Below are 25,130 nucleotides of genomic sequence, written 5' to 3'. Positions count from 1 at the left end.
TCGCTCTCCACACGGAGAGCGTGGATTGAAATTGGTACTGCTGGTGAAGCTGCATTGACTGGTAAGAGTCGCTCTCCACACGGAGAGCGTGGATTGAAATCTTTCAGTGGGCATTGCAATCTGGTGGGCCATTGGTCGCTCTCCACACGGAGAGCGTGGATTGAAATGTTATTGCGCATCTATTGAGCACAGCCAGAACATGGTCGCTCTCCACACGGAGAGCGTGGATTGAAATATCAGCCATGCGCTTGATTGCCCCGGTGATGTCAGTCGCTCTCCACACGGAGAGCGTGGATTGAAATTCCTTAAAACCCCCTATATATATATTTATGTTCTTAGTCGCTCTCCACACGGAGAGCGTGGATTGAAATGTAGAAATCAGTGGAGAAGACGATCTGCCCTTCTGTCGCTCTCCACACGGAGAGCGTGGATTGAAATTAGAATAGCCGGAACATCTGCAGCAAGTGCAATGGTCGCTCTCCACACGGAGAGCGTGGATTGAAATATTTCCGAACGCTGGACATGAGTGCTGCAATGGCGTCGCTCTCCACACGGAGAGCGTGGATTGAAATGGCATCGTGTCTGTAATCAACGGACTGTCTGCACGTCGCTCTCCACACGGAGAGCGTGGATTGAAATGACACCCCTGTGGATAGTATAGCAGAGAGGGACAGTCGCTCTCCACACGGAGAGCGTGGATTGAAATACATCATCGGCGTGGACTATGATCGTCAGCTTGAGTCGCTCTCCACACGGAGAGCGTGGATTGAAATATCGTCGAACCACCAAGCATGTGATTCCCAATATGTCGCTCTCCACACGGAGAGCGTGGATTGAAATTTCTTCGCACAATTCCCACAGGTAAGCATCCGTTGGTCGCTCTCCACACGGAGAGCGTGGATTGAAATGAGCCGCCAAAAGCGGCGGGGCAGCACGACATCTGTCGCTCTCCACACGGAGAGCGTGGATTGAAATTTTATGACACTACCGAAGCTTTCCGGCACGAAATGTCGCTCTCCACACGGAGAGCGTGGATTGAAATACTCACATAATTGTAAAACCGTCTGTTGTTGAAAGTCGCTCTCCACACGGAGAGCGTGGATTGAAATTGCAATCACTGGGTATAAGTCTACAAAAGATGTCGTCGCTCTCCACACGGAGAGCGTGGATTGAAATTGCAATTCCGACCATGATCTATGTCGGTGCGGATGGTCGCTCTCCACACGGAGAGCGTGGATTGAAATAATCTTCTGACTCGTCGTCTTCCCAATCATCAAAGTCGCTCTCCACACGGAGAGCGTGGATTGAAATACTGTCTATATTATATCATTTACACTGTATCGTGGTCGCTCTCCACACGGAGAGCGTGGATTGAAATAACATTCCAGCTGGCGTTAAACAAAAACGGAACGGTCGCTCTCCACACGGAGAGCGTGGATTGAAATAGAAAGCGGTGGACGCACCATCGAACACATCCTCGTCGCTCTCCACACGGAGAGCGTGGATTGAAATAACAAGAAGTGCGCTGGAATACATCGTTGGGTTAGTCGCTCTCCACACGGAGAGCGTGGATTGAAATGCTTTTGAGCTGGATGATTGCAGATTCGGCCGAGGTCGCTCTCCACACGGAGAGCGTGGATTGAAATATTTCCGAACGCTGGACATGAGTGCTGCAATGGGTCGCTCTCCACACGGAGAGCGTGGATTGAAATACCAAGCGCGCACGTCGAAACAAGGACTATGCAGGTCGCTCTCCACACGGAGAGCGTGGATTGAAATAGGCGGTGGTCTGATGCTGCATGACGTTATTTTCGGTCGCTCTCCACACGGAGAGCGTGGATTGAAATGATCATCCAGTCGAAGTCGGCAGACCAGTTTCGGTCGCTCTCCACACGGAGAGCGTGGATTGAAATGACTTTGGCTCTGCAAAATGAACGTTACTTGCCAGTCGCTCTCCACACGGAGAGCGTGGATTGAAATAACCCAACGATGTATTGCAGGGCATCTTTTGTGTGTCGCTCTCCACACGGAGAGCGTGGATTGAAATTATGGGTTTGGCTAAAACAGCTACACGCATGTCGTGTCGCTCTCCACACGGAGAGCGTGGATTGAAATGTCACTGGTTCGGATGCCTTTTTTACGCGGGCTGGTCGCTCTCCACACGGAGAGCGTGGATTGAAATGTGTACGTGTGGCGCTGTCCGAGTTGCCGGCATCGTCGCTCTCCACACGGAGAGCGTGGATTGAAATATTTTGATTGCGACAAAAAAGGTTTGTCGTGGAAGTCGCTCTCCACACGGAGAGCGTGGATTGAAATTACCGTGAAGAAACGCGAAGAGAATACGAGGAGGAGTCGCTCTCCACACGGAGAGCGTGGATTGAAATATTTGTGGTAGACTGGTAGAACGTCCCGCCGGACGTCGCTCTCCACACGGAGAGCGTGGATTGAAATGTTCAAAAATACTGCCAGATACGATGCGCCGATAGGTCGCTCTCCACACGGAGAGCGTGGATTGAAATATCTCGGTGGATACGGTCATAATCAGCCCTGCGTGTCGCTCTCCACACGGAGAGCGTGGATTGAAATGCTTCTGCAAGGACGCGGTGTAGGTGTTCCCGGGTCGCTCTCCACACGGAGAGCGTGGATTGAAATAGTAAAAGGCACAACGATGTTGTGGTTGCCATCGGTCGCTCTCCACACGGAGAGCGTGGATTGAAATAATAAATTGCTCTGCTTGTGAAAATGGCGGGTTCGTCGCTCTCCACACGGAGAGCGTGGATTGAAATCTTGAATCGAAGTATTATACATGTGAACGGTGTGGGTCGCTCTCCACACGGAGAGCGTGGATTGAAATGCAGTTGTTACGGCGCTGCTCGCATTGGTGCTGGCGTCGCTCTCCACACGGAGAGCGTGGATTGAAATGAAAACGGTATCACATTTGGGGCCATCGGTCACAGTCGCTCTCCACACGGAGAGCGTGGATTGAAATTGGATGGATTTAACTCAAAGCAAGGCGATTTTAAGGTCGCTCTCCACACGGAGAGCGTGGATTGAAATTACGGTGCACGATAGCAGTTCCGCGCATAAATTACGTCGCTCTCCACACGGAGAGCGTGGATTGAAATGGTGATCAGCTGCCCACCGATCATACGCCGCTCGAGTCGCTCTCCACACGGAGAGCGTGGATTGAAATCTCAAATCTTCAACTACCAAAACAAGAAAATCCGGTCGCTCTCCACACGGAGAGCGTGGATTGAAATTTGAACACCTGCCGAGCTGTAATCCCTCGCTGGAGTCGCTCTCCACACGGAGAGCGTGGATTGAAATTGAGATGGAAGCGACACAGATTGCCCTTGTCGATAGTCGCTCTCCACACGGAGAGCGTGGATTGAAATTTGAACACCTGCCGAGCTGTAATCCCTCGCTGGAGTCGCTCTCCACACGGAGAGCGTGGATTGAAATGACGGTCAGGCCGTGCGTGGCGTCAAAGGCTGTCAGTCGCTCTCCACACGGAGAGCGTGGATTGAAATTAATTCGAGATTTGCAACACAGTGTCGCCCTGTAGTCGCTCTCCACACGGAGAGCGTGGATTGAAATACTCAGCGCTGAAGAACTACAAGAAACAATGCGAGGTCGCTCTCCACACGGAGAGCGTGGATTGAAATAAAAGCGATTCTGCCGATGCTTGCGTGAGGGGGAGTCGCTCTCCACACGGAGAGCGTGGATTGAAATTTGAACACCTGCCGAGCTGTAATCCCTCGCTGGAGTCGCTCTCCACACGGAGAGCGTGGATTGAAATATTTCCGTATACCAGTCATTACTTCGCGTGTCGCGTCGCTCTCCACACGGAGAGCGTGGATTGAAATTGATACCCGGCGTAAACGACAACGCGGTATCCTTGTCGCTCTCCACACGGAGAGCGTGGATTGAAATTTGAACACCTGCCGAGCTGTAATCCCTCGCTGGAGTCGCTCTCCACACGGAGAGCGTGGATTGAAATTTTGTCCCGCTGTTTGTCGAATCGGTAGTTTGAGGGTCGCTCTCCACACGGAGAGCGTGGATTGAAATTAATACACCGCGCTCAGCGCGGCGAGATGGTGGAGTCGCTCTCCACACGGAGAGCGTGGATTGAAATGGAAATGATATGCTTGACGACAAGAACCAGCACGGTCGCTCTCCACACGGAGAGCGTGGATTGAAATCCAATAGTCCACGCCATGCGCCCCGGCAGCGTCCGGTCGCTCTCCACACGGAGAGCGTGGATTGAAATACACCCGGAGTGGCGGAGATGGAGTTATATACTTGTCGCTCTCCACACGGAGAGCGTGGATTGAAATGTTTGGATAGCTTGTCTGATAGCCGCGAGGCCCTGTCGCTCTCCACACGGAGAGCGTGGATTGAAATGGCAAGGCCATACTCGGTGATATAACTGGTGTAGGTCGCTCTCCACACGGAGAGCGTGGATTGAAATTCCATCCAAGCGGCAGGGAGTAGCGGTAAAGGAAGTCGCTCTCCACACGGAGAGCGTGGATTGAAATGGGCTTATACCGGTGCTCGGGAGTGATAAGGCTGGTCGCTCTCCACACGGAGAGCGTGGATTGAAATAAAGCCCGGATTCCCGTCAAAAACAACCTCGCTGAGTCGCTCTCCACACGGAGAGCGTGGATTGAAATGGTATATTGGTAGCATGTCCCACTGTGTCCGTTGGTCGCTCTCCACACGGAGAGCGTGGATTGAAATATTGTGTACATCATCAACAACAGTATCCAGAGTGGTCGCTCTCCACACGGAGAGCGTGGATTGAAATGAGGAAGATTGCTCATGCTTTCACACCTCCTCACGTCGCTCTCCACACGGAGAGCGTGGATTGAAATTTCGATCCATCCGTGGCACCCATCCGAACGCCGAGTCGCTCTCCACACGGAGAGCGTGGATTGAAATTTATATTTAAGTGAAGTTATGATTGCCTGATATTGTCGCTCTCCACACGGAGAGCGTGGATTGAAATACATTCTATCCCCTCTGTTTTAAATTCTGAAACCGTCGCTCTCCACACGGAGAGCGTGGATTGAAATATATTCCCCCGGCGATGCTTTCCGGGGATATCGCGTCGCTCTCCACACGGAGAGCGTGGATTGAAATTTTGAAATGCTGCGTCTTTCTTGTATATCGCAACAAGTCGCTCTCCACACGGAGAGCGTGGATTGAAATCATGACATTATTGCAAAGGAAGTCAAAATTATGAGTCGCTCTCCACACGGAGAGCGTGGATTGAAATAATTACATCCATTGGTGTATTAATAGCATCCATCGTCGCTCTCCACACGGAGAGCGTGGATTGAAATTGGCCAGCACAGTAGACTTGCCCTTGCCCTGTGCGTCGCTCTCCACACGGAGAGCGTGGATTGAAATGGTGGTCAATCCTCTGGATTATTTTCAGAAAGGTCGCTCTCCACACGGAGAGCGTGGATTGAAATAATTTCAGTAGAATACATATTAGCCAATGTAGCAGTCGCTCTCCACACGGAGAGCGTGGATTGAAATACAAGTTGCCCTGATTGCATGTTCTGGATTGACAGTCGCTCTCCACACGGAGAGCGTGGATTGAAATGCATCCGCTCACCGGTTCGTCGTGGTGCCCGACGGTCGCTCTCCACACGGAGAGCGTGGATTGAAATATTATCTTTATAGCATTGCGGCACGCTGGGCTAAGTCGCTCTCCACACGGAGAGCGTGGATTGAAATATAGCATAACGTTTCAGATTATCAACAGTCATAAGTCGCTCTCCACACGGAGAGCGTGGATTGAAATATCACGTCGTTCATAGGATAACTGTCTGTCGTTGGTCGCTCTCCACACGGAGAGCGTGGATTGAAATAAATAGCTGTTATCCTGATTGCCGCCGTAGCGGAGTCGCTCTCCACACGGAGAGCGTGGATTGAAATTCTTGATATCTTATAATATCTATGTCACTTGTCCGTCGCTCTCCACACGGAGAGCGTGGATTGAAATCAACCGTGCCTTTGCCTGTTGACGCTGGGTGCGAGTCGCTCTCCACACGGAGAGCGTGGATTGAAATCATAGGCATGCCCAGTCATTTCACTGACGGAACTGGTCGCTCTCCACACGGAGAGCGTGGATTGAAATGATTGCACATGCACCCATGCCCAAAGATGCAATCAGTCGCTCTCCACACGGAGAGCGTGGATTGAAATGATCAGCGTATACGGCAATAACGGACTGGATTGCGTCGCTCTCCACACGGAGAGCGTGGATTGAAATTCCATATAGTGCTTAATATCTGTTAATGATAACTCAGTCGCTCTCCACACGGAGAGCGTGGATTGAAATTTCCATGCAGGGTGCAATTTCGCCGTGCACCCACTGTCGCTCTCCACACGGAGAGCGTGGATTGAAATTCTAACTCTGCACATAACATCGTAATCGCAGAATGTCGCTCTCCACACGGAGAGCGTGGATTGAAATATAGGGGTCTCGTTGAGGATGGGCTGGAAGGTGACGTCGCTCTCCACACGGAGAGCGTGGATTGAAATAACACGAGTTAAGTCACAACATCATGGAAGGATACTCGTCGCTCTCCACACGGAGAGCGTGGATTGAAATTATTGACATAATGCAAAATGGTAAAAAAGTAAGGTCGCTCTCCACACGGAGAGCGTGGATTGAAATTGTTATGCATGGTTATATTTATTACATACTTTGTGTCGCTCTCCACACGGAGAGCGTGGATTGAAATATCGTTGGTGATATACCCGTGGCACCACGCATGCGTCGCTCTCCACACGGAGAGCGTGGATTGAAATGATGGTCTGCCAAAAGTGATTGGCCTGTGTCTGCGGTCGCTCTCCACACGGAGAGCGTGGATTGAAATGAGAGCTTCTCCCTCGGCCTGTCCCGTGTGCTGGTGTCGCTCTCCACACGGAGAGCGTGGATTGAAATTTATATTGGGACATTAACCCTTCCATAGAAACCCCGTCGCTCTCCACACGGAGAGCGTGGATTGAAATCGAGGTAGGCTACCAGAGACCCATCCGGTCCAATGTCGCTCTCCACACGGAGAGCGTGGATTGAAATCGCAAGGACGCGTGTCTGAACACCTGTCTGGTAAGGTCGCTCTCCACACGGAGAGCGTGGATTGAAATCGTCACCCTTTGCGGTGCTGTAGAGCAGGTGAGGTCGCTCTCCACACGGAGAGCGTGGATTGAAATTATACGGTCGATGCGGGCTTTCAACGCGTCCAGCGTCGCTCTCCACACGGAGAGCGTGGATTGAAATAGTTCAATTATAGAGGATTTGGGGAATCCAATACGTCGCTCTCCACACGGAGAGCGTGGATTGAAATTTCACCGGTGCCCTAAGCCCTGCGCCCCTGTGGAGTCGCTCTCCACACGGAGAGCGTGGATTGAAATGGAACCGGGGACTGCATCATCATTGGTGAGGGCTGGTCGCTCTCCACACGGAGAGCGTGGATTGAAATGCCTAAGCCGTCGGAAAAAGCGCTGCTGATGCCGGTCGCTCTCCACACGGAGAGCGTGGATTGAAATACAAAGCCCGGAGAAATCACTCCGGATATTAAAAGTCGCTCTCCACACGGAGAGCGTGGATTGAAATGATTTTGACCCCGCTGTCCGTCGCCCCGCAGACAAGTCGCTCTCCACACGGAGAGCGTGGATTGAAATGGGTACGCTGGCAAGGTCAATAGGCGATCCGATAGTCGCTCTCCACACGGAGAGCGTGGATTGAAATACGCAGGATGTCTTGTGTACCTTGCGCCGGGATGGTCGCTCTCCACACGGAGAGCGTGGATTGAAATGGCAAATTCAACGGTAATTGGCGGAAACCTTGATGTCGCTCTCCACACGGAGAGCGTGGATTGAAATCTTTGGGAACTTTCATGCTAAAGGACTTCAGAATGTCGCTCTCCACACGGAGAGCGTGGATTGAAATCAACACGTAACTATTACACTGATTGCTTATCACGTCGCTCTCCACACGGAGAGCGTGGATTGAAATTTCAAAAATATATGATAAGCATGACAATCAAGAGCGTCGCTCTCCACACGGAGAGCGTGGATTGAAATTAGCGTCAAACATCACAATGATTGGGCAAAATCAGTCGCTCTCCACACGGAGAGCGTGGATTGAAATTATCAACGTATTCCATCCATAAACCATCAACAAGCGTCGCTCTCCACACGGAGAGCGTGGATTGAAATTGTGTTATAATGTATATGTGGTTCAAAACAAAAGGGTCGCTCTCCACACGGAGAGCGTGGATTGAAATCAGTGAAAGTATTCCTGATTATGATGGTTGTGATGGTCGCTCTCCACACGGAGAGCGTGGATTGAAATATCCGTTTTACCTCAAAATCCACATCATAAATATCGTCGCTCTCCACACGGAGAGCGTGGATTGAAATATTATGCATGGTCGACAGCGGCCAGATGGGGGAAGGTCGCTCTCCACACGGAGAGCGTGGATTGAAATTCCTGCACGAACAACCAAATAACCAGATGCCCAAGTCGCTCTCCACACGGAGAGCGTGGATTGAAATGTCTACTAAAATGGTGTTGCAATACTATGCAACTGTCGCTCTCCACACGGAGAGCGTGGATTGAAATGCCAACGCATACGAATGTGATTGCGAATTTTGAGGTCGCTCTCCACACGGAGAGCGTGGATTGAAATTTTAATCCTCGGGAGTATGCCCGGCGCGATCGGAGTCGCTCTCCACACGGAGAGCGTGGATTGAAATGTGTGTGGTGTGGGCCTGCTGGTCAGGCCCTCGGGTCGCTCTCCACACGGAGAGCGTGGATTGAAATTTTTTCATCCCATAAAACCTCAAATATAAAAACGTCGCTCTCCACACGGAGAGCGTGGATTGAAATTTCATACCGTTGCCACCCCCGCTGCGGCCGCGCGTCGTCGCTCTCCACACGGAGAGCGTGGATTGAAATTGTGACACAGTAGCAAAAAAATACCCCAATCGGTGTCGCTCTCCACACGGAGAGCGTGGATTGAAATAACCTCGATCACGTTATCCGCCGGGATATCGCCGCGTCGCTCTCCACACGGAGAGCGTGGATTGAAATGGATATGCTGCGTGTCATCCTCGGCGACGCGGGAAGTCGCTCTCCACACGGAGAGCGTGGATTGAAATATATGATTATTTTGTCGTCGTTGTTGTGTGTTGGGTCGCTCTCCACACGGAGAGCGTGGATTGAAATCAATGTACCGTTTGCGGATAATAGTAACAGCCGCCGTCGCTCTCCACACGGAGAGCGTGGATTGAAATAATATCATTCATGTTACTACGCCAAAATGTATATGTCGCTCTCCACACGGAGAGCGTGGATTGAAATTTGTGCTGCGCGCATACTCAACATGCCAAGCGCAGTCGCTCTCCACACGGAGAGCGTGGATTGAAATGATCTTATTGTATGGATATGAAAACCATAGTGCAGGTCGCTCTCCACACGGAGAGCGTGGATTGAAATCAGAACGTCACCGGCGTCACCAAGATGATCGTCAAGTCGCTCTCCACACGGAGAGCGTGGATTGAAATATCGGATTGTTCCATCCCAACTGCCGCCATGCGAAAGTCGCTCTCCACACGGAGAGCGTGGATTGAAATGTTACCACCAACAGCTATGGAATAAAGCAGTATCTGTCGCTCTCCACACGGAGAGCGTGGATTGAAATTTCTTGGCGTTGAGATATCCCGCCACCTGCTTGTGTCGCTCTCCACACGGAGAGCGTGGATTGAAATTATCCAGATGCTCAAGGTTGATCCTCTCTGCCATCGGTCGCTCTCCACACGGAGAGCGTGGATTGAAATTTCTGGATACGGCGATATCCGGCAATCGTGGCAGGGTCGCTCTCCACACGGAGAGCGTGGATTGAAATCTTTTTCAATGTTTGCACTGCCTGAACCCGTTGTAGTCGCTCTCCACACGGAGAGCGTGGATTGAAATATAGATAGTCTCACGGAGCGCAGGAGGAAGTTGCGTCGCTCTCCACACGGAGAGCGTGGATTGAAATGCGCCGCCATCCAGCGCCAGTGTGGTAAAAGTATGGTCGCTCTCCACACGGAGAGCGTGGATTGAAATTAACGTAATGCCAATCGTATGTTGGCGGGTATCAGTCGCTCTCCACACGGAGAGCGTGGATTGAAATGTCACATAGTTTTCTTTGATCTCGCCCAGGGCAGGTCGCTCTCCACACGGAGAGCGTGGATTGAAATAACTGTGCGACAACCAGAGCCACAAAGGTCTATACGTCGCTCTCCACACGGAGAGCGTGGATTGAAATAGGAAACAGCTGATAAAACCATCCGATCACGTGGGTCGCTCTCCACACGGAGAGCGTGGATTGAAATATTCAAAACATCAACAGACTACCTGCTCGGCAGAGTCGCTCTCCACACGGAGAGCGTGGATTGAAATTTTGCAGAAATATACATCAATATGGTGTAGTTGTGGTCGCTCTCCACACGGAGAGCGTGGATTGAAATTTGCAGGAAAGGTTGGTTGAAATGTCAAGGAAAGGTCGCTCTCCACACGGAGAGCGTGGATTGAAATACCAACATCAAAGGCAACGTATTCCCACAGACAAGTCGCTCTCCACACGGAGAGCGTGGATTGAAATCCTGATCAGCGGTGAATGTAACGCCCTGCTTAGGTCGCTCTCCACACGGAGAGCGTGGATTGAAATGTACGGGACATCGATCTGGTAGCTAACCACCACGGGTCGCTCTCCACACGGAGAGCGTGGATTGAAATGTTCTCGATATCACCATATGTCAGCCACGATCCGGTCGCTCTCCACACGGAGAGCGTGGATTGAAATGTCCAGCAGGACGTTGCCACGGCGGCGCTGCTGCGGTCGCTCTCCACACGGAGAGCGTGGATTGAAATATCCACCAGTGCGGATACCTCTGCGGTTACCGAGGGTCGCTCTCCACACGGAGAGCGTGGATTGAAATATGGAAGCGACATTATCCAAATCCAAGCCTGTATGTCGCTCTCCACACGGAGAGCGTGGATTGAAATGTCCTCCGGCACCTGCAGCACCACATTGCCTTTGTCGCTCTCCACACGGAGAGCGTGGATTGAAATCCGTTGCGGCCATTGCGGCTTCGCCTCTGCTTCTGGTCGCTCTCCACACGGAGAGCGTGGATTGAAATGCTCTTGTCATGATATCTCGTAAGTTGATGCGTAGTCGCTCTCCACACGGAGAGCGTGGATTGAAATTTCTGTTTACGCAGTTTGACAGACCCACGCGCGCGTCGCTCTCCACACGGAGAGCGTGGATTGAAATGTACCTCGAATGCGACCATAAATATCCCGTGCCAGTCGCTCTCCACACGGAGAGCGTGGATTGAAATGTTGTCCAATGAATGCGAACTCCATCATAGTACAGGGTCGCTCTCCACACGGAGAGCGTGGATTGAAATGATAGACACTTAACCCGACGTAAACATCGACAAGGTCGCTCTCCACACGGAGAGCGTGGATTGAAATGCAGCGTGATCTGCGCGCCCACATGGGTGTTGTTGGTCGCTCTCCACACGGAGAGCGTGGATTGAAATTATGGAGCGTATACCATGCTGGCAAACTGCTGGGAGTCGCTCTCCACACGGAGAGCGTGGATTGAAATATATATATTCTGTTTTAATTTTGCCAGGAGGAAAGTCGCTCTCCACACGGAGAGCGTGGATTGAAATTAAACTGGATAGCCTTAAATCTATCGAATCGGCCGTCGCTCTCCACACGGAGAGCGTGGATTGAAATCGACCGGTAGCCATCCGGTCATCATCAGACGGGGGTCGCTCTCCACACGGAGAGCGTGGATTGAAATATCGCTGTAAGCGACGCGTAGCACCCTTGACGGCGGTCGCTCTCCACACGGAGAGCGTGGATTGAAATATATATATTCTGTTTTAATTTTGCCAGGAGGAAAGTCGCTCTCCACACGGAGAGCGTGGATTGAAACGACAACCCATAAGAAACGGCTCATAATGATTTCAACCTAAAAACCAGGAGGAACATTATGAATCAATTATACATGCAAATCAGCAATTACTTAAGCTACTGTAAATCCCAAAAAATGCCAGACAAAAAGACATTGAACGCTTATCGGATTGACCTGTCACAATTTTTGTCCTTCTTTGCAGATGAGTTGGAACCGCTTACAAAATTTAAGCGCTTGTGAATACGGATTCTAAATTCGGCGCGCATCACACTTAGCATAAATGATAAAAAAGATAACGCAATTCTGATAAGTATGTTCGGGACACGCGGAAATGTTTTTTTGCACAAATCACTAGAATCGGTCACATGGCCATCGGCATTTTTTCGTACGCAATATTTTATCAAAATTTTTCACAGGCATTATATAAAGTTTGCCTAAAATTTACCTAAATAATACAAAAATAAAGTATAATATGTTGGTGCGCTTGCTGTCTGCCGGAAATAAGAGAACATGCTGCGCCGTTTTATCCGCATCGGGAAATCACAATTGAATGTAGAGGAGTGTGTAGTTAGCCATATGAAAAAGTTTCGAAAGACCTTGGCCGTATTTCTCTCCGTACTGATCGCCTTGTCCGGCTTGCAGGGCATGCTGTCGCTGGCGAAAGCCGACGGGATACAGAGCAACCTGCTTGTCCAGTACAACTTTGATGAAACATCCGGAACGACGGCGCACGATGCTTCCGGCCACGGAAACGATGGCACGCTTAGTAGCGGCGCGTCCTGGGGCACTGGCAAGGATAATGGCGGTGTTGTTCTGAACGGTTCCAACGGGTATGTCACAATTCCCAAGGGTGTGATGAATGGCGTACACAATGTCACCGTGATGGCGGATGTTTATGTGACATCTGCCGCGACAAACAGATGGCTTTTCGGGATTGGCCCGAACAGCGGCACATATATTTTCGTCAACTCTCTGAACGGCAGCGGACATCTTTACGGTGCCATTACCACCAACGGTACGACAGGCAACGGGTACATGAACGAGCAGGGGGTCTCCGGCTCTGCGCTGTCAGTTGGTGCGTGGAACAATGTGGCGCTGGTTCTTTCGCTTGATTCCAAAACGGAACAGTTATATGTGAACGGCAAGTGTGTCGCCACAAACGCCAGCATGACGTCTGACCCGGCCGCCATGTACACCGCCGCCGCCGATTTTACCGGATATATTGGAAAGTCTCTATATTCCGGCGATCCGTACTTTAACGGTAAGGTAGATAATTTCCGTATTTACAACACGGCGCTCACCTCAGATCAGCTTTCATCCATTCTGAACGCCACGGTTTCTTCCGTACCGAATTCAGTTGCCGTGACGACAACTGTCGGTACGGCACCCGTGCTGCCGGCACTGGTGAGCGCAACATATTCCGACGGCTCGACAAAAAACGTCGCCGTCACATGGGATGCAGTTGATCCATCTTCCTATGCGTCCGGCGGTGACTTCACGGTGAAAGGCGTTGTTGTGGGCACATCGCAGCCCATCACCGCGAATATCGACGTGATGAACAAGCTCGCGCTGAGTGCGGACAATACAACCGCGCACACGGTCGATTTGAACTGGCCCGCGGAGGAGGGCGCGACGCAATATCAAGTTTATCGTTCCTCAACCTCCGGCAGCGGCTATTCCCGCGTTTATCAGGGCACCGCGGCGAATTTTACGGATACGAATCTGGACGAATCGCAGTCTTACTATTATGTCGTAACCTACCGGGATGCCACGAGCGAATCCGCCTATTCCAATGAGGTGGCAGTCACAACGAAGCCAGGCACACCGGTCGCTCCCGACCTGAGCGAGAGTTATTACTCCAGCGACAGCGCAACGCTCAACTGGAATGCAGTTCACGGGGCAGATTTCTACAATCTCTATCGTGCCGACAGTGCAGGAGGAACTTATGCACAGATTTACAGCGGCACCGCACTGAGCTACACCGATACAGGGCTTTCCCCAAAATCCACCTATTATTACAAGGTGACGGCCGACAACACATACGGCGAGTCGGAACTGAGCGCCGTTCTTGCCGCGAAGACGCGCGACTCCACGGTTGCAGACTGGAAATTCAACTCGTCCGAAGTCAAATCCGGCACGGCGCAAAGCGGCAACCTTGTCATTAAGGACGCAAGCGGTAACGGCAACGATCTGAATGAAGAAACCTTTGGCTCGGCGTCCGATTGGAGCCAGTACGTCAATTTCAGCGACGACAAAATGACGGCGGACGGACAGGGCAGCATACAGTGGACCGCCGCAAACGCCAAAACGAACGGGACTAACACAGGCGCTGATTTTATTACCACAGCGGGCTCGCCCATCAGCAAGGAACAGTTTACCAACGGATATACCATGGAGTTGCTCTACAAATTTCCGTCGTATTGGACAACCAGCCAGGCATGGATGTCGTTCCTCCAGCGTTCCGGGGAAGCCAACTCCATTTCGGAGCCGCAGGGCACGTTCAACATTGCGCTTTCCAACTGCAAGGAAACGCAGGTCGAATCCTCCAACGCAGCGGACAACACCAGTTACAAATTCGATTCTGCATGGGGCGTTACCATGGACGAGGGCGATAAATGGTATGAAATCACCGTCGTCAATGACACAAAATCTATCAAAGTCTATTTGAACGGCGCGGACGGGTTCCGCGACATCACCGGTACGCTGGTCGGTATTTATGCAGACCCGAGCGACGGACGTTTCCGGATTGGCGGATGTTACTACGGCGGTGTGCTGGACAAGCTGCTGGAAGGCAATCTGCAGGAAGTGCGCGTTTCCGATCGGGCGCTTGCGCAGAGCGAGTGGCTGGTGCCCGACCCCACGCAATATCTGCAGAACTACGGTTCCAACAGCTCGTTTACTATGCATAACGTGGACGATTACAACATGGCGCTTTTCCCAGATACCCAGTATGAAATTGAAGACGTGCCGCAAACCATGACAGCTGACGTCAAGTGGCTGATTGACAACCAGGTCAAAAACCGGATCAAATCGGTTATTCATTTGGGTGATGTCGTTCAGGTGGACGACAGCCCGGATGAAAACGACCGCGCGCTCAACATCTTCGGTCAGCTCGCCAAGAACGGCGTTCCATTTTTTGTGCAGCCGGGCAACCACGATTTCTACAACGGCGGCGGAAACTTCGGCGAGGCGACCTGGTGCGGAGTCTCCAGTTATTACCGCACCAATTGGGGTTCCCAAAGCCAGTATATCTCCGATTTCAGCAACAATGTAAAAGACGCCACGTTAACAAACAACTCGCCGTCCGGGTTGAGCTCCTATATGATTTTCAACGCAGGTAGCTACAAGTACATGGTGCTCTCTCTGGCGTGGAACCAGAACACCAGCGCCTATCCCAGCATCAACTCGAACGACCTAACCTGGTTTGAAAACGTCCTGAAGGCTAATCCCAATATTCCGACCATTGTAACAAGCCACGACCTGTTTGCGGTTTCCCCCACTGACCCCAGTGCGATCACACTGGACAACAGTCACGACGACAGTGCAAACGGTACTCTGGTCTGGAATATCGTCAAGAACTACAATCAGGTGTTTATGATGGTGGCCGGGCATAACCACGGCTCCGGTATGATGACGCTGACCAACAACTCTGGCAATTCGGTAATCGGCCTGCTTTCCGACTATCAGTTTGCCTACAATGGCGGCGAAGGCTGGATGAAAATGCTGGAGTTCAACGAAGAGGCGAACAAGCTCTATATTTCCACTTATTCGCCTTATGCTGCCTCGCTGTCGTCTTCCAAAAAGGCCTTCTTCGATGTGAATTACCTGACCGGAACAGGCAATTACAACGAGATTGATTTTAATTTCAGCTTGCGGTTTTCAGGCATGTCGTCCTCAATCTACAAAACGGCTGCGGATGCGGTCTCCACAAAGATTGCATCCCTGCCGGACAGCATTACCTTGACGGATCAGGCCGATGTCCAGGCCGCACAGGCGGCTTATGACGCTTTGACAAATGATGAACAGCCTTTGGTAAGCAATTACGATGTGTTGGCTGCGGATGAAAGTATCATCACCAAAGAGATCAATCAGGCTGCTGCCAAGTCGGTGATCGACGCGATTGCGGCGCTGCCAGCAGCCGTCACGCTGAACGATCAGGCCGCATTGCAGGCTGCTCAAAGCGCATATGATGCTCTGACGGATGATCAGAAGGCAATGGTGACCAATTATTCTGTATTGACCGCGGATGAGGCGAGGCTTACGACACTGCAGCAAGAGCAGGCCGCTGCCAAAGTAGTTCAGCAGCAAATCGCGGCGCTGCCGGCCGATGTTTCCCTGAGCGACGTGGATGCGGTCGTGGCTGCACGTACGGCATACGACGCATTGACGGATGAAGAAAAGACTATGGTAACCAATTACGCTACACTGACCGCGGACGAGGCCGCCATTGCGGCCGTGGAGCTCAACGCGGAAAAGGCCGCGTTGCAGTCCGCCATCGCCGATGCGCAGACACTGCACGACGGGGCTGTTGCGGGTGACCATGAGGGAGACTATGCACAAAGCAACATTGATGCGCTTCAAGATAGCATCAATACATCCCAAGCGGTGAAAAACGATGCAAATGCCACACTGGGCCAAATTCAAGCGGCTATCACGTCACTGAATGGCGCAACGGCCGCATTCCGGAACACAGCGGTTACCGTTGACCGCACCCAGCTGAACACACTAGTTGCGGCGGTTACGAAGCTGGATTCCACGAAATACACCCAGGACAGTTGGAAGGCGCTCGGCGATGCGCTGGCGGCTGCGCGGAAGGTTCTCGCCGGGGAACCGAGCCAAGAAGAAATCAACAGCGCGTTCAGCACGCTGCAGGCAGCTCAAGACGCTTTGACTCCGATCACGATCGGGCATGAGACATCCGCTTCTGCTGCGTCGTCGTCTTTGTCCAACACGGCATCCGCCGCATCCTCGTCGGGTGAGGAGGCAAACCCTAAAACCGGCCAGGAAACGCCATGGGTTCTCTATGGCATCGATTTTCTGCTGGTTGCCCTTGTTGTAGCGGGCATTCTAATCTTTGTACGGTCGCAAAAACGCAAATCCGTGTGAGGGCGGAATGTCGATCGAATGTACTGCGGTCGACGCTCTATGAGACAGCGGAGATATTTCGCGCAGACAAGGGACAGCCGCAAAAAATGCAGGCGCCCGAAACAAGCGGTTTGGGGGGTCCGTTGCAATTTATGTTTTTAAAAGTGCGTTCAAAGTGTTTTCCAAATCCAAAAGTTACCGTACGAAGGAGCATCCTTGCAGCTCTTGCGGTTACCTATGTGGTGTTTTTGATCTGGTTTAACCAGGTTGACAAGGCAAAGCTGGTTGACTATTCGGGAAGATATTATGTAAAGGCAAAGGTCGTTCAAATCATTCGGGACAATCTGGCTTCAAACGGGCAGCGCAATGGCAGCCAATTGGTGCAGGTGCGTGTGCTGGAGGGGAAGGACAAAGGGCGGCTTTTCAGCGCCTCAAGCAGCAGCAGCGACCAGATTGGCGTGATTTGCCGGGTGGGGATGGAGGTAATCGTCAACATCAGCATATCCACCAACAGCGGAAGCGTCGCGACGGTTTACGGTCCAAACCGGGAACCCATTTTGTACGGTATTATCGCCGCTTTTGTCCTGGCTCTTTGGCTCATCGGCGGGAAAAAGGGCATTCGCTCCATAGCTGCGCTGGCATTTACCTTTTCCGCACTGATCTTTTTTTACATGCCTTTAATTTACCGCGGATTTTCACCGTTTTGGGGCGCTGTTCTAATTTCTGTGCTGACAGCGGTTGTCAGTCTCTACATCATTGGCGGGCATACGGTCAAAACAGCCGCCGGCATAGTGGGAACGATTTTCGGCATCATGGCCGCCGGCCTGTTCGCGGCGATCGCCGGACACATTGCCAACATATCGGGCTACAGTGTTTCCGAGTACGAATCGCTCATCGTGATTGGTCAGGGAACTAAAATCGGCATCGGCGAGCTGCTGTTTGCCGGCATTCTGTTTTCTTCCCTAGGTGCCGTGATGGATGTGGGATATTCCATTGCGTCCGCAATTGCGGAACTTGAGGCTCAAAACCCAGACGTATCCGGCAGGCAGCTCTTTCGCTCCGGCGTGCGCATCGGACGCGACATGATCGGCACCATGTGCAACACGTTGATCCTGGCTTTTGTCGGCGGAATGCTCATCATGCTGGTAACCATTTATGCATATAACCAGCCGTACACGGAGACGATTAATTCATCTGAAATTGCCATCGACATCATTCAGAGTTTGTCTGGCAGCTTTGGAATGATTCTAACCGTTCCGATGGTTGCGCTTGTCTCGTCGCATTTGATTCCGATTTTGAAAAGACGAAAAAAACGCGCGGTGTAATGCCGCGAAGCAGAATGCCGAGGCCGATGCCAATCCAAGAATTGGCCGACCGCCGTCCATGTCAAAGGGAAGGCCCTCAATCGGATTGTTTCCGGTTGAGGGCCTTCTGCATTAGAGCCCACGTGAGTGATGAAATGTGCCCGTCCGGAATCGGGGTATCACAATGGGGTCGCTGTCTATTTATTTCGAAGGCAGGCTTACGCAACCAAAGGCCATCTGAAGGCTCTGCCCCCAAACCCCTGAAATTTATCTCTTTTGCTATCCCCGAAGCGGACAGCTTCCGCTATCAGTTTCGGTGTACAACCTTAACCGCCGCTCAAGTCGCACTTCTGCGTCGCCCTATCCTGCGGTTGAGAAACAGCCACCTTAGAAGCTGTATTCACAGGTAAAGTGTTACAAAATTGGGGTATGAAAGAAGATGATAAGATGGGCAGATCGGCAACATAGACGTCCAGATCCTCGATGGCTTCAATGGGAACACCGGCGGCAATCGTTCCCAGCACCGGCACCATCCGCACATCAGACAAAGCCTGCGCCCCGGCAGACAGATATTTCCCTCCGGCGTTTATAAGACGTTCATCTTCCGCAAGCTGCCAGATCCGCCTTTGGACGGCGGAACGCGAGGACATCCTGACCGTCTTCCCAACCTGCGCCAGCAACGGCGTATATCCATTGTCCCGATAAAATTCATCGACGTAGCGGTAAATTCCTCCTGTGGTTGCGCGGCATCTTATCTCATCTCCTAAAAGGTACAATATACCCTATCTGCATGATAAGCACCATGCGTAAATTGGTAAATAGGTAATTCTGCTTTGACCATTTTATGCCCTGTAAGTTTTTTTCAATGACGTCCCCTTGACGCTTGATCAGGATTCTTTGATGTACGCCGCAATCTCCGTCAGCGAGCAATCCAACAGTTCACAAAGCCGGTTTAAGGTAATGGTAGAAACCGGCATATTCCGCTGAAGACGTTGGACAGTTGCATGACTCATACCGTGCTTCACACGCAACGTGTAGGTCGTGACGCCTTTCTCCTGCATTGTTCTCCATAATGGTGCGAATGTAATCACTGGACAGCGCCCCCTTACATTCACCATTATAGCTATTATAATAGCCATAAACAAATGCACAAAGGGGGCTGCGTTATGGATTACGAATCCGCATACAAAACATTATTCAATGCACTGACGGATGCGCTCATGTCACTTGAGCGGGAGAGGATGGTGTCGCCGGACATTGAACAGGCAAAACAGCTTTTGAAGCGGGCACAGCAAACGACCGAAGATATGTTTATTGACTCTTGAATCCTGTATGAAATAGTGAGGCGCGGCAACCATGCATTGGCTGCCGCGCCTTTTTCGTTCACGATCTTATTTATTGAGGGCTTCCATGACTTCATCGACGGTTTTGCCGCTTGCTGCGATGGCTTGCAGAAGTTTGTCCAGTTTTTCTTGATTCTGCACGTTTTGCAACTCTTTTATCTGCTGATCCAGCTCCGCAATTTTTTCACGGTAGCGGTTGATCCGCACCTGATATTCCAGCTTTTTGTCCTCGATTTCCGAAATCCGTTCTTCCGGAGATTTTGCGGCGCCTCTTGCCATATGGAAGTCACTCCTCGTTGATTTTGAAAAATTCCATCCGCATTCTTGACCTTGTCAGTGTATCGTAAACACCCCAAAAAAGTAAAGCGCATTCCGTGTTGGAAAGGACCGTATTAATGGCAATTTCAAAAATCCGTCCGCTTCATGGACGCAATGGTGTAAATTTTATGAAAACATTGAAAGATCGCGGAGATCACGGCATGAACCTGTACAAAACCGACGAAGGACGGTTAATTACCCCGTATCAATGCAATCCCCGCTATGCGTACAAAGAGTTTTATGAGACCAAACAGTTGTACGAGGCGCTGACCGGGCGCCGCCGTGAACATCGGAAGGATGTGATCGCTTACCTGATTATTCAATCTTATAAGCAAGGGAAAATTACACCAGAGGACGCGAACCGACTGGCCCTATGAAACCGTGAAGGAATTTACAAAAGGCAAACATGCTTTTTTGTCTGCACCTATGTTGACCGTAAAAATGTCCATACGCACGTCTATTTCAACAGCACCGTCTTGGATGCCACACGCAAATTTCGAAACCATTACAATTCCTATAAAACTTTACGCGCCATCAATGACCGGTTCTGCAAGGAGCACGGTTATTTTGTGATCAAGCATCCGAAAGAAAAAGGCAAAAGCTGCAAAGAGTGGTCGGCGGAAAAGGCAGGCACCAGTTGGAAAGCGAAGCTGCGTCAGACCATTGATGCAGTGCTGCCGTCCGCCACCGATTTTAACAATTTCCTCGCCCGGATGCGGCAGGCGGGGTATGAGATCAAGCGAGGCAAGTACATTTCGTTCCGCGCGCCGGGGCAGCAACGCTTCACGCACGCCAAAGCACTGGGCGCGGATTATACCGGACAAGCGATTGACGCACGTCTGACAGGGCGGCAGAGGCCCACACCGGCGCAGAAGAAAGCGCGGCAGAAACATGTGTGCAACATCCATCTGCTTATTGATATTCAGGCTAAAATTGATATGGAAAAAGGCCCCGGTTACAAACCCTGGGCCAAGATTTTTAATCTCAAACAGGCGGCAAAGACTTTCAACTACCTGTCTGAACATGTCATTACCGATTACGCGGGCCTGCTTGCGCGCATGACGGTAGTAACGGAGGGCATGTCCGACGCATCATCCGGCATGCAAAAACTGAAGGGCCGCATGACGGAGATCGCGGCGTTGAAAAAGCACATCACCACCCACAGCAAGACACGGAAAATCTTTGACGCGTACAGGGCGTCCGGATGGAAAAACGTACCGGGCGGAGCACGCGGAGGAACTGCGTTTACGGCAGGAAGCCAAACAGCTGTTTGATGCGTTGTACGCCGCCAAACTGCCGACGATAGCACAGTTACAGGCGAAATATGTGGGGCTTTTGGAGCAGAAAAAGGCACGGTATGAGGAATATCGCCACCTGAAAGATGAACAGTTTGAGCTTCAGACAGTGAGGCGAACATAAATCAGATTTTGTGTGTAGAGCTGCCCGACAGGCAACGGGAGCAAGACAGGAGTAAACAGTCGTAAATGGGGATTTTTGTTTTGCGCGACAGCGCACCTTTTGGCATCCGCGGGGATGCACAGCCACCCCGGAACGGGGCGTTCGCAAAAACAGCTGGAAGGCAGCTTTTGCCCAGGAGATTGGGGGCGGGATGCCCTTAATGAGCGGTCACCGGGTACCCCCGGTGGCATTGCTTGCTACCGTTTCTTACGCACCTATTTCAAAAACCGACAGACTTGGTTTTTTATGCTCATGGTCAAGTACGCGTACTACAAATGCACTCTGAGCATTTGTAAATATATTTTCACTGGAAATATTGATTTTTTTGTCAATAAGCATATAATGAGATACAACAACTGAATAGATTTAAATGTCTTCAGGGCAGGGTGAAATTCCCGATCGGCGGTATAGTCCGCGAGCGCGTAAGCGCAGGGCTTGACATGACGTTCAAGTCAGGATTTGGTGAAATTCCAAAACCGACAGTATAGTCTGGATGGAAGAAGATGTGCTGAAATTGTATGTAATGCCGAAATAATGTTCGGCAGTGTTTTATAATACCGTCAGAGTGGTTTCTCCGTGCCTGACGGTTTTAAGGGCATTCCAATACACTTGAATTTTAACACCTGAAAGACATTTCCAATGCTTTCAGGTGTTAATTTTTTGTTTTAGAGGGGTGTTGCGATTGTCTGACGAAACTTACATGAAACTGGCGCTGGAATACGCCGAAAAAGGCTGCGGCTGGGTCAATCCGAATCCAATGGTTGGAGCCGTTGTCGTGAAAGACGGCCGTGTAATTGGAACAGGCTGGCACCGGCGGTACGGAGAATTGCATGCGGAACGGAACGCGCTGGCTTCCTGCACGGAACCGCCGCAGGGGGCGACATTGTATGTGACCTTGGAACCATGCTGCCATTACGGGAAAACACCGCCGTGTACGGATGCGATTTTGGAAAGCGGTATCCATCGCGTAGTGGTCGGTTCGGTCGATCCGAATCCGCTGGTTGCCGGAAAAGGAATTCGGATTTTACGCCAGCGCGGGATTGAAGTCGCGGAAGGTGTATTGGGTGATGCCTGCACCGGGATAAATGAGGTATTCTTTCATTTTATCCGAACCCGGATGCCCTATGTTGTGATGAAGTATGCGATGACCATGGATGGGAAAATTGCCACATGCTCTGGCCAATCAAAGTGGATTACAGGCGAAACTGCCCGCAGGCGCACACAGGAGGACCGGCACCGGTATTCCGGGATCATGGTTGGCATCGGCACGGTTCTCACGGACGATCCGCTTTTGACCTGCCGCTTGCCGGACGGCAGGAATCCCGTCCGCATTGTTTGCGATTCCCGACTTCGGACACCACTGAACGCGCAGATTGTGCGGATAACGGGAGAGGCTCCCACTATTCTTGTCACCTGCTCACGGGATGAAGCCCTTGCGTACCCTTACCGGGATGCCGGATGCGAGGTGCTAACGCTCCCAGCAAAGGACGGGCATGTCGATCTGCGGGCGCTCATGACTGCATTAGGGAAAAAAGGGATCGACAGCGTTCTGCTGGAGGGCGGAGGTGCGCTGAACTGGTCGGCGTTGCAAAGCGGCATCGTCAACAAGGTACAGGCATACGTCGCTCCGAAGCTGTTCGGCGGCATCAATGCGAAATCACCGGTGGCGGGGATGGGCGTGGAAAGCCCGGAGCAGGCGTTCCGGCTTGCCTCGCCACAAGTGACACGGCTAGGAGAAGATATTTTGCTGGAAAGCGAGGTGCTTTCATGTTCACAGGAATCATAGAAGAAGTGGGAATCATCCGCTCAATCCAAAAAAGCGGATGCTCCGCCGTCCTGACCGTCGGCGCATCGGCAGTTCTGGACGGTTTGAGACTGGGTGACAGTATTGCGGTCAACGGCGTATGCCTGACGGCCACTTCACTGGCGGAAGATTTCTTTTCCGCCGATGTGATTCACGAAACCGCCGCGCGTTCTAATCTTCTGAACAGGAATGTCGGCGGCACAGTCAACCTCGAACGCGCCATGCCGCTGGACGGACGGTTTGGCGGACACATCGTGGCGGGACATATCGACGGAACCGGTGTCATCAGTAAAGTGCAGAAAGATGAAAACGCGATATGGTTCACGGTCCGCACATCCCCCTCTATCCTGCGGTATGTGATCGAAAAGGGTTCCGTCGCCGTTGACGGTATCAGTCTGACTGTTGCGGGCGTAACGAAACAGGATTTCAGTGTGTCCGTGATTCCGCACACGGCCCGAAACACCACGCTTGGGGAAAAGCGCGTCGGGGACACGGTGAATCTGGAAAACGATTGCATCGGAAAGTATGTGGAAAAGCTGCTCCGCACACCGGGAGGGCAGGGTGGCATCTCAAAGGAATTTCTTGCCCGGTATGGATTTTAGGAGGAACCGGCATGTTTGCATTTAGCACGATCGAAAAAGCGCTTGACGATTTGCGTCAGGGAAAAATAATTTTAGCAACGGATGATGAGAATCGGGAAAACGAAGGGGATTTGATTTGCGCCTCTGAATTCGCCACAACGGAAAATGTTAATTTTATGGCGGTGCACGGCAAAGGACTGATCTGCATGCCCATGAGCGTTGCGCTCTGCCAAAAGCTCCGGTTTCCGCAGATGGTTGCCGAGAATACCGACAACCACGAAACGGCGTTTACGGTTTCCGTTGATCATGTAAATACCACGACGGGCATCTCTGCCGAAGAACGGGGCGTCACGGCCCGCGCCTGTGTAAGCGACAACGCAAAACCCGAGGATTTCCGTCGCCCCGGTCATATGTTTCCGCTGATGGCGAAGCCGAACGGCGTTCTGGAACGGGGCGGGCATACGGAGGCCACCGTTGACCTGCTGCGGCTTGCCGGACTGAAAGAGTGCGGCCTGTGCTGTGAGGTCATGAGCGCGGATGGCCGGATGATGCGGACGCCGGAACTGATTCGGCTTGCGGGTCAATGTGGACTGACCTTTATCACGATTAAAGACTTGCAGGATTACCGAAAAAAGCACGACAAGCTGGTCGAGCGAGTCGCTGCTGCCAAGATGCCCACCCGATACGGGAATTTTACCGCATACGGCTATGTCAACAAGCTCAACGGAGAGCATCACATCGCGCTGGTCAAGGGAGAAATAGGGGACGGGCAAAACCTGTTGTGCCGCGTTCATTCCGAATGCCTGACCGGGGACGCTTTCGGCTCCCTCCGCTGCGACTGCGGACAGCAGTTTGCATCCGCCATGACGCAGATCGAACGGGCGGGACGCGGCATCCTGCTTTATATGCGGCAGGAAGGACGAGGCATCGGGCTGATCAATAAGCTCCGGGCCTACGAATTGCAGGATCAGGGGATGGACACGCTGGAAGCAAACGAGGCGCTTGGCTTTGCGGGCGATTTACGGGAATATTTCATCGGCGCGCAGATTCTTCGGGATTTAGGGGCCAAGACGCTTCGGCTTTTGACCAATAATCCCGACAAGGTGTATCAACTTGCTGATTACGGTATGGAAATTGCAGAGCGGGTCCCCGTCCAGATGGACGCCACCCCCTATGACCTGTTTTATCTGAAAACAAAGCAGTCCCGCATGGGACATATTCTTAATTATTGAAGGAGCTTT

Annotated in this window: 12 protein-coding genes, 1 pseudogene, 1 CRISPR repeat array and 1 riboswitch (1 of these 15 cut by a window edge); of the genes and pseudogenes, 10 read left to right on the top strand and 3 right to left on the bottom strand. The window is 51.7% G+C overall.

Translation table 11 applies throughout. The features are described 5' to 3' along the window. Positions 1-12,017: direct repeats of the CRISPR family, unit length 33 nt; unit sequence GTCGCTCTCCACACGGAGAGCGTGGATTGAAAT; it reaches 6,787 nt to the left of the window's first position. 57 nt (positions 12,018-12,074) lie between these two features. The 3 genes from ETHHA_RS15425 (at position 12,075) to ETHHA_RS03260 (ending at position 18,406) form a co-directional block, all read left to right on the top strand. Continuing rightward, the gene (locus ETHHA_RS15425) at positions 12,075-12,236 is read left to right on the top strand and encodes a site-specific integrase (protein WP_156793968.1); all 162 of its coding nucleotides are present in this window, start codon (positions 12,075-12,077) and stop codon (positions 12,234-12,236) included. Between the two features lie 336 nt (positions 12,237-12,572). Beyond that, positions 12,573-17,102, top strand: a complete 4,530-nt coding sequence (locus ETHHA_RS14360) for a LamG-like jellyroll fold domain-containing protein (RefSeq protein WP_013484585.1) — start codon at positions 12,573-12,575, stop codon at positions 17,100-17,102. Continuing rightward, entirely contained in the window at positions 17,009-18,406 is a 1,398-nt protein-coding gene (locus ETHHA_RS03260) for a YibE/F family protein (protein ID WP_242822088.1), read from the top strand. The genes ETHHA_RS14360 and ETHHA_RS03260 overlap by 94 nt, the downstream gene beginning before the upstream one ends. Before the next feature lie 305 nt (positions 18,407-18,711). On the opposite strand, the gene ETHHA_RS03255 is transcribed toward ETHHA_RS03260, so the two are convergent. Both ETHHA_RS03255 and ETHHA_RS16000 read right to left on the bottom strand, forming a co-directional pair. After that, positions 18,712-19,065: a LexA family transcriptional regulator gene (locus ETHHA_RS03255; protein ID WP_041686622.1), complete on the bottom strand. Its 354-nt coding sequence runs from the start codon at positions 19,063-19,065 to the stop codon at positions 18,712-18,714. A 207-nt stretch (positions 19,066-19,272) separates the two neighbouring features. Continuing rightward, positions 19,273-19,446, bottom strand: a complete 174-nt coding sequence (locus ETHHA_RS16000) for a helix-turn-helix domain-containing protein (protein ID WP_278244201.1) — start codon at positions 19,444-19,446, stop codon at positions 19,273-19,275. A gap of 105 nt (positions 19,447-19,551) precedes the next feature. Here ETHHA_RS16000 and ETHHA_RS15420 point away from each other — a divergent pair, with 105 nt between their 5' ends. Further along, positions 19,552-19,710, top strand: a complete 159-nt coding sequence (locus ETHHA_RS15420; RefSeq protein WP_013484581.1) for a hypothetical protein — start codon at positions 19,552-19,554, stop codon at positions 19,708-19,710. Between the two features lie 66 nt (positions 19,711-19,776). Here the strand turns inward: ETHHA_RS15420 and ETHHA_RS03250 are convergent, their stop codons facing one another. Continuing rightward, positions 19,777-20,007 (bottom strand): hypothetical protein, encoded by a 231-nt coding sequence (locus ETHHA_RS03250; protein WP_013484580.1) that lies wholly within the window; start codon positions 20,005-20,007, stop codon positions 19,777-19,779. A 116-nt stretch (positions 20,008-20,123) separates the two neighbouring features. On the opposite strand from ETHHA_RS03250, the gene ETHHA_RS16425 reads away from it, so the two are divergent. The 6 genes and pseudogenes from ETHHA_RS16425 to ETHHA_RS03230 all read left to right on the top strand — a co-directional run bounded on the left by ETHHA_RS16425 (position 20,124) and on the right by ETHHA_RS03230 (position 25,121). After that, positions 20,124-20,423: a relaxase/mobilization nuclease domain-containing protein gene (locus tag ETHHA_RS16425; protein WP_049776537.1), complete on the top strand. Its 300-nt coding sequence runs from the start codon at positions 20,124-20,126 to the stop codon at positions 20,421-20,423. A gap of 12 nt (positions 20,424-20,435) precedes the next feature. Next, positions 20,436-20,597 (top strand): annotated as a pseudogene (locus ETHHA_RS16420) (relaxase/mobilization nuclease domain-containing protein); the annotation flags it as partial. 18 nt (positions 20,598-20,615) lie between these two features. Next, on the top strand, positions 20,616-21,320 hold the full coding sequence (locus ETHHA_RS14350; RefSeq protein ID WP_423219409.1) for a relaxase family protein: 705 nt from the start codon (positions 20,616-20,618) through the stop codon (positions 21,318-21,320). Positions 21,321-21,872: 552 nt separating this feature from the next. Further along, a riboswitch (FMN riboswitch) is annotated at positions 21,873-22,013 on the top strand. A gap of 173 nt (positions 22,014-22,186) precedes the next feature. Beyond that, complete coding sequence (gene ribD, locus ETHHA_RS03240; protein ID WP_013484579.1) at positions 22,187-23,290, top strand: bifunctional diaminohydroxyphosphoribosylaminopyrimidine deaminase/5-amino-6-(5-phosphoribosylamino)uracil reductase RibD; 1,104 nt, start codon at positions 22,187-22,189, stop codon at positions 23,288-23,290. Then, positions 23,272-23,910 carry a riboflavin synthase gene (locus tag ETHHA_RS03235; RefSeq protein ID WP_013484578.1) on the top strand — a complete coding sequence of 213 codons (639 nt, stop codon included), beginning with the start codon at positions 23,272-23,274 and terminating at the stop codon, positions 23,908-23,910. The genes ribD and ETHHA_RS03235 overlap by 19 nt, the downstream gene beginning before the upstream one ends. 11 nt (positions 23,911-23,921) lie before the next feature. Next, the gene (locus ETHHA_RS03230) at positions 23,922-25,121 is read left to right on the top strand and encodes a bifunctional 3,4-dihydroxy-2-butanone-4-phosphate synthase/GTP cyclohydrolase II (RefSeq protein ID WP_013484577.1); all 1,200 of its coding nucleotides are present in this window, start codon (positions 23,922-23,924) and stop codon (positions 25,119-25,121) included. Positions 25,122-25,130: the final 9 nt, after the last annotated feature.

Origin of the sequence: Ethanoligenens harbinense YUAN-3 (genome assembly GCF_000178115.2) — a bacterium.
Classification (GTDB): domain Bacteria; phylum Bacillota; class Clostridia; order Oscillospirales; family Ethanoligenentaceae; genus Ethanoligenens; species Ethanoligenens harbinense.
The sequence above is the reverse complement of the archived record's forward strand: the minus strand, read 5'-3'. Positions and strand labels throughout refer to the sequence as shown.